Raw genomic sequence first — 1,877 nt, 5'->3', positions numbered from 1 at the left:
TAGTGTGCCGAGCATGTTCGACAGCTTGGAGGTGCAAGTCCTCTACCCAGCCTGATGGCGGCGAAGGGTTAGCAATGCGCAAGGGCGTCGCCGCGAGGTGAGGTCTGAAGGAAGCGTGGAGCAAAACCGCGACCTGATGAACAAGAACCGGATATGAGGCCGTCTTGGCCGGACGAGCAGGCTAGAAGCTGCGAAGTCCACGGTCATCAAGGACCGAGGCGGTAAATTCGGCAGGTGTGCGGGGAAGGCGGTCGAACTTACCTCGGGAGATCTCCGCCCTGTCCGGGCATCCGGACTGAGCGGGTCGCAAGATCCGTGATCGGGGCGGAGAAGTCAGCAGACGGCATAGTAGGCCGAGAAGGCCGAAGGCCCGAACGTCAGAGAGGGCAAGTAGAGCAGGTGTCTCGACGGACCAAGCGGCAGCAACACCAACTTGAGTTGGCTTTCGGTGGTGCGGCAGAGGGTGAAGCCCCGAGCCCGCTCGCCGGAGGAGCCGAAGTCGCGTCGGCGGCACCCGCCCCCGAAAGCCCAGCGATCCCGGTGGGATCAATGATGGAGAGGATTGTCGCCCGCGACAATCTGAAGAAGGCGCTGGCCCAGGTCAGACGCAACAAGGGCGCGCCCGGCGTTGACGGCATGACCGTCGACGATCTGGCCGCCCACCTGAAAGACCACTGGCCCGAGATCAGGGCTCAACTTCTCAACGGCACCTACCAGCCGCAGCCGGTGCGGCGCGTCGACATTCCGAAGGCATCCGGAGGCACTCGTGGCCTCGGGATTCCAACGGTACTCGACCGCTTCCTCCAGCAGGCGGTGATGCAGGTGCTGCAAGAGGACTGGGACCCGACCTTCTCGCCGTCGAGTTACGGGTTCCGGCCCGGACGCTCGGCGCATCAGGCCGTGGCCGCCGCCCAGCAGTTCATCGCTGACGGCTGCCGCACCGTCGTCGACCTCGATCTGGAGAAATTCTTCGATCGCGTGTCCCACGACATCCTGATGGGGCTGGTGGCCAAACGGGTGCAGGACCGGCATCTGCTCCGGCTCATCCGCCGTTATCTGACGGCAGGGGTGCTCGTGGGCGGGATGGTCGATCCGATGGATGAGGGAGTCCCGCAAGGGGGTCCGCTCTCACCCTTGCTCTCAAACCTCATGCTCGATGTGCTCGACAAGGAACTGGAACGGCGCGGCCACCGGTTCGCAAGGTACGCCGATGATTGCAACATCTATGTCCGCAGTCCTCGTGCAGGCGAGCGGGTCATGGCCAGCGTCACCCGGTTCCTCGAAAGGCGCCTCAAGCTGAAGGTGAACAAGGCCAAGAGCGCTGTCGCTTCTCCGACCGAGCGGAAGTTCCTCGGCTTCAGCTTTCTAAACCTTGGTCGGCTCAGGCGGTGCATTGCGCCGCAGGCGCTGGCCAGGTTCAAGCAGCGGGTTCGAGAACTCACGTCACGGACAGGCGGGCGCAGCCTCGCGCAGATCATTCCGGCGCTATCGCGTTATCTGATTGGATGGCGCGGTTACTTCGGCTTCTGCGAGACTCCAACGGACTTGCGGACCTTGGACAAATGGATCAGGCGACGGCTTCGCGCTATCGTCTGGAAGCAGTGGAAGTACGGAACGACCCGCTTTGCGGAACTGCGCCGCCGTGGCATCCGAAAGGACTTGGCTGCGAAAGCCGCCGGTAGTCCTCACCGTGTCTGGCGGCTCAGCAACAGCCCGGCACTTTCCTTCGCGTTCCCCAATGCCTTCTTCAAGGACCTCGGTCTTGCCTCTATCTACGTCAAGCCGGTCGAGTAATCCGACGAACCGCCGTATACGGACCCGTATGTACGGTGGTGTGGGAGGGGCGGAACCGCGAGGTTCCCCCCTATCCCGATTTG

1 protein-coding gene is annotated in these 1,877 nt (G+C 63.1%); it reads left to right on the top strand.

Features of this window, described 5'->3' with window-relative positions; all coding sequences use genetic code 11:
- The first annotated feature begins 549 nt into the window (after positions 1-549).
- Positions 550-1,794: a group II intron reverse transcriptase/maturase gene (ltrA, locus tag FS320_RS42575; protein WP_244627750.1), complete on the top strand. Its 1,245-nt coding sequence runs from the start codon at positions 550-552 to the stop codon at positions 1,792-1,794.
- Positions 1,795-1,877 lie beyond the last annotated feature (83 nt).

Origin of the sequence: Microvirga tunisiensis, assembly GCF_009296175.1 — a bacterium.
Taxonomy (GTDB): domain Bacteria; phylum Pseudomonadota; class Alphaproteobacteria; order Rhizobiales; family Beijerinckiaceae; genus Microvirga; species Microvirga tunisiensis.
The sequence above is the reverse complement of the archived record's forward strand: the minus strand, read 5'-3'. Positions and strand labels throughout refer to the sequence as shown.